This window comes from Myxococcus xanthus (genome assembly GCF_006402735.1).
GTDB classification, from domain to species: Bacteria; Myxococcota; Myxococcia; order Myxococcales; family Myxococcaceae; genus Myxococcus; species Myxococcus xanthus_A.
On sequence record NZ_CP017174.1, the window covers coordinates 4,972,728 to 4,977,506 of the forward strand.

Genomic DNA, 4,779 nt, shown 5'->3' on the forward strand with positions numbered 1-4,779 from the left:
ATGCTCACCGCCCTCCTGACCTTCGAACTGCGGCGCCGGATGAAGATGATCTCCACCTGGGTCTACGCCCTGGTGCTGGCCGCCGCCGCCGCGATGATAACGCTGGCGATTGGCGCCGTGTTCAAGGGGTTCTCGGTGACGTCGGGCCCGGAGCTGGTCCGCGTCAACAGCCCGCACACCATCTTCTACTTCACCACCGGCATGGCCTACGTCGGCCTCTTCATGGTGGCCGCCGTCTTCGGCCAGGCCGCCTACCAGGACTTCGGCCACAACACGTGGATGCTCATCTTCACGAAGAACGTGAAGAAGGGCCCGTACCTGCTCGGCCGGTTCCTGGGCGCGTACCTCTTCAGCGCGGTGCTGATGCTGGCCATCATCCCCGGGCTGCTGGTGGGCGCCGCGGGCGTGTGGCTGGTGGATGCCGAGCGGCTCGCTCCGTTCCAGCTCACTTCCTACCTCTGGCCCTACGTCGTCGGCGTCTGGCCCACGCTCTTCTTCGCCGGCGCCGTCTTCTTCTCGCTGGCCGCCCTGACGCGGCGCATGGCCCCCGTGTACGTGGGCGTCGTGGTGCTGGTGATGGGGTACCTGGTGCTCAGCGCCGCCATGTCCGACGTGCAGCACCAGGACCTGGCGTCCCTGCTGGACCCGTTCGGCTTCCTCACCTTCGAGAACGCGACCCGCTACTGGACGGCGGCCGAGCGCAACCGGGACCACGTCCCCTTCGCCGGGCTGCTGCTCGCCAACCGGCTGCTGTGGAGCGCGGTGGGCGCCGCGATACTGGGGCTGGCGGTCCTGCGCTTCCGCACCACCGTGGAGGAGCAGCGGGGACGCGGCACGCGCAAGGAGACGGCGGCCTCCGCCCCAGCCGCCATCCCCACCACCGTGGCGGCGCCCACGACGGGCAGCTGGCTGCGCACGGCCTTCGCCACCTCCTGGCTGGCCTACCGCGACATTCTCCGCTCCCCGGTGTTCTGGTCCTTCGTCGTGGCGGCGCTGGCCTTGGGCACCATGGGGATCTCCCTCTCGAAGCAGATATTCGGCACCGCCACCTGGCCGGTGACGTGGCAGGTGCTGGAGACGGCCACGCGAACGTTCCAGCCCTTCCTGCTCATCACCATCACCTTCTATGCGGGTGAGCTGGTGTGGAAGGAGCGCGACGCGGGGCTGGCCGACATCGTGGACGTCACGCGCGTGCCGTCCTGGGTCACCTATGGCGCGAAGCTGGGGGCGCTGCTGCTCGTGGCCTTCTCGCTCAAGGCCGTGGCGCTGGTGTCCGCGCTGCTGTCCCAGGTGCTTCGCGGCTACTTCGACATCGAGTGGAACCTCTACGCCAAGCAGCTCTTCCTGCTGGACTTCCCGCATGACGCGCTGCTGTGCGTGCTGGCCTTCTTCGCGCAGGTGCTCATCCATCAGAAGTACCTGGCGTACCTGGTGATGGTGCTCTACTTCGTCCTCCAGGCCGCGCTGGGTCTGATGGGCGTGGAAGACGCGCTGGTCCGCTACGGCTCCGAGCCCACGCTCCGTTACTCCGACCTGAACCGGTTCGGCAGCAACATCCCCGCGCTCGTATGGCACCGTGTCTACTGGTACGGGCTGGCCGCGCTGCTCGTGGCGGTGGGCTACCTGCTCACCGTCCGAGGCCGGGAGGCGCGTTGGAAGCAGCGCTGGGCGGCGGCCAAGGCGCGGCGCACGGGCGCGTGGACGGCGGCCGCGGCGCTGTCGCTCTGCGTCTTCGTCGGGGCGGGCGCGTTCATCTACTACAACACCCACATCCTCAACCCGTACATCACGAAGAAGGACCGGGAGCGGCAGCAGGCCCGCTACGAAAAGGAATACGCGTCCTACGCCGCCCTGCCCCACCCGCGCATCACCGCCGCGAAGGTCACCTTCCACATCCACCCGGAAGAACTGCGCCTGGAGGCCCTGGGCAGCTACCGCATCCGCAACAAGACAGCCGTGCCCATCTCCAAGGTGATGCTCAGCCTGCCGGACGACGCCCGGGTGCGCGGCCTGTCCCTGGCCGGCGTGACGAAGCCCGCGATGCATGACGCCGAGCTCGGCATCTTCGTCTACGAGCTGCCCACGCCGCTGGCGCCCGGCGCCGATTCCGCCATCGTGTTCGATCTGGAGTTCGGCACGAAGGGCTTCACGCACGGTGGGGCACGCACGGACATCGTGGGCAACGGCACCTTCTTCAACAACATGAACCTGCCGGTGCTGGGCTACCAGAAGGGCGCCGAGCTGGAGGACGACCGGGACCGCAAGGACTACGACCTGCCGCCTCGCGAGCGCATGCCGGACCGCGACGACCCGAAGGCGAAGCAGGACAACTACATCCGCCAGGACTCGGACTTCATCGCCTTCGAGGCCACGGTGAGCACGGCGAAGGACCAGATTGCCATTGCCCCGGGCTACCTGGAGAAGGAGTGGACCGAGGGCAACCGCCGCTTCTTCCACTACCGGATGGACAAACCCATCCTCAACTTCTTCTCCGTCCTGTCCGCGCGCTACGAGGTGATGCGCGACACGTGGCGAGACGTGAAGTTGGAGATCTACCACCACCCCACGCACACCTTCGCGCTGGACCGGATGATGCGCGGCATGAAGGACACGCTGGAGTACTGCAGCGAAAACTTCGGGCCGTATCAGCACCGGCAGGCCCGCATCCTGGAGTTCCCCCGCTACGAGAGCTTCGCCCAGGCCTTCCCCAATACGATTCCGTATTCGGAGGCGCTGGGCTTCATCGCCCGCGTGGAGGACGGACGCGCCGACGACGTGGACTACCCGTACTACGTCACCGCGCACGAGATTGCCCACCAGTGGTGGGCGCACCAGGTGGTGGGCGCGCGCGCACAGGGCGCCACGATGACGTCGGAGACGATGTCGCAGTACGCCGCGCTGATGGTGATGAAGCACCGCTTCGGGCCGAAGAAGATGAAGCGCTTCCTCAAGTTCGAGCTGGACCGCTACCTCGCTGGCCGCGCGTTCGAATCGAAGAAGGAGGTGCCGCTGGCACGGGTGGAACAGCAGCAGATGTACATCCACTACCAGAAGGGCAGCCTCGTCATGTACGCGCTGCAGGACTTCATCGGCGAGGATCGGGTGAACCGCGCCCTGCGCCGCTACGTGGAGAAGGTCCGCTTCCAGGGCCCGCCGTACACCGGCTCCTCCGAGCTGCTGGGCTTCCTCCGGGAAGAGACGCCGCCGGAGTACCAGTACCTCATCGAGGACCTGTTCGAGACCATCACCCTCTATGACAACCGCGCCGTCTCCGCGCAGGTGCGGCAGAACGACAAGGGCACCTGGGACGTCACCCTCAAGGTGAAGTCGAAGAAGTACCGCGCCGATGAGAAGGGCGAACAGACGGAGGTGGACTTCAACGACTGGATGGACGTTGGCGCGCTCGACGAGCGCGGCGAGGCCGTCTTCCTGGAGAAGCGCCGGGTGACGAAGGGCGAATCGGAGCTCACCTTCACCGTTCCCGTGAAGCCCGTCCAGGTGGGCATCGACCCGCTCAACGTGCTCATCGACCGCACGTCCACCGACAACGTGACGGAGCCCACCGTCGCGTCCGCGGTAGCGCTGGGGAGCCCGTCCACGCCCTGACGGGTCAGCTCCAGCGAATGCGCAGGTCGAAGCCGTCGGGCGGCTCGTAGCGTTCCACGTTCGCCTGGGGCTCGGTGGCGCCGGCCTGCCGCAGCGCACCTTCACAGGTGCCCGCGGCGGCCTCCGCCGGGAAGGGGTAGCCCCGGAAGCGGACGCGCCAGTCCGCCGGGCCCAGGGATTCCACCTGGATGTCCACCGGGGAGAAGACGGAGCTGAAGCTCAGCGACACGCGCTTCATGGCGCGCTCGGGCCCGGCCACCTTGAGGGCAATGCCCACCACCTTGCCCACCAGGGTGTCGAAGTAGCTGCGCACCAGCTCCCGCCCCAGGGTCCGGTAGGCCGACTTACGGTCCATGCCCTGGTAGCGGTAGCGCACCGTCGCGTCCTGACAACCCGCGAACACGGCCGCGGGATAGGTGGCGCGGGGCTTGTCCATGTCGAAGCCCGCGGCCAGGAACTCGGCCTGGAGCTTCGCGTCGGGCTGCGCCATGCGGACCAGGGATTCGAACAACGTTGATTGAACAGTGACTTCGGCTGGCATCGGTGGCGCGGCACCCTAGAGAAGTCAAGCGGCTCGGGAAAGCGGATGCACCGGCGTTGTTTGACTCGCCAACGTCCGCGCTCAATCGCCGCGAAGGCCGCAGTGGTCTGGCAGTTGGAGCCGGGCCAGCAGCGTGGGCGGCATCCCCCACTCCACGGGCGTGAAGTAGACCTGGATGCCTCACATCACTCCCGATGTCTCAGTGAGTGAGAATGAATCATCCAACCCGGCGACGAAGCTGTCCTTGTGACATGCGGCGACACAAGCGTCTCGCGAGTCGAGAATCCGGAGCAACAGCCCGAAGTCGCTCCCAGCGGCCGTATTCCGATTCATGACGGAAGACGCGCACTGGCAAGGGAGCAAGGGACACGGCGGAGCCTCACAAGTGTCAGACAGTCCTGAGAGGATGTCCCCGGGCGCCAATGCCAGAGGGGGAGCCCCGCGCGACATCCGTAACAGGAATTGGGTGAAGAAACCTGGCCTCGACCGTTTCTCACCAACTTGAGACGTCGTGTCCCAGAGGGCACGCGGCTGTGACACATGCTGTAACCCATTCATACACAACCAATCTCGAGAGTTAAGAATACAGCCTTGGCTTTACGAGCAATCCGCTATTGGCGTAGGTTTTAGAT

The 4,779-nt window shown here is 66.3% G+C and carries 2 protein-coding genes; one reads left to right on the forward strand and one right to left on the reverse strand.

The window, feature by feature from the left end; all coding sequences use genetic code 11:
* Entirely contained in the window at positions 1-3,606 is a 3,606-nt protein-coding gene (locus BHS09_RS20460; protein ID WP_140798656.1) for an ABC transporter permease/M1 family aminopeptidase, read from the forward strand.
* 4 nt (positions 3,607-3,610) lie between these two features.
* On the opposite strand, the gene BHS09_RS20465 is transcribed toward BHS09_RS20460, so the two are convergent.
* The gene (locus BHS09_RS20465) at positions 3,611-4,147 is read right to left on the reverse strand and encodes a DUF2378 family protein (protein ID WP_140798657.1); all 537 of its coding nucleotides are present in this window, start codon (positions 4,145-4,147) and stop codon (positions 3,611-3,613) included.
* Positions 4,148-4,779 lie beyond the last annotated feature (632 nt).

Bases quoted from the DNA above. Each gene is read 5' to 3' on its own strand.
- BHS09_RS20465 (WP_140798657.1), bottom strand. From the start codon at position 4,147: ATGCCAGCCGAAGTCACTGTTCAATCAACGTTGTTCGAATCCCTGGTC.
- BHS09_RS20460 (WP_140798656.1), top strand. From the start codon at position 1: ATGCTCACCGCCCTCCTGACCTTCGAACTGCGGCGCCGGATGAAGATG.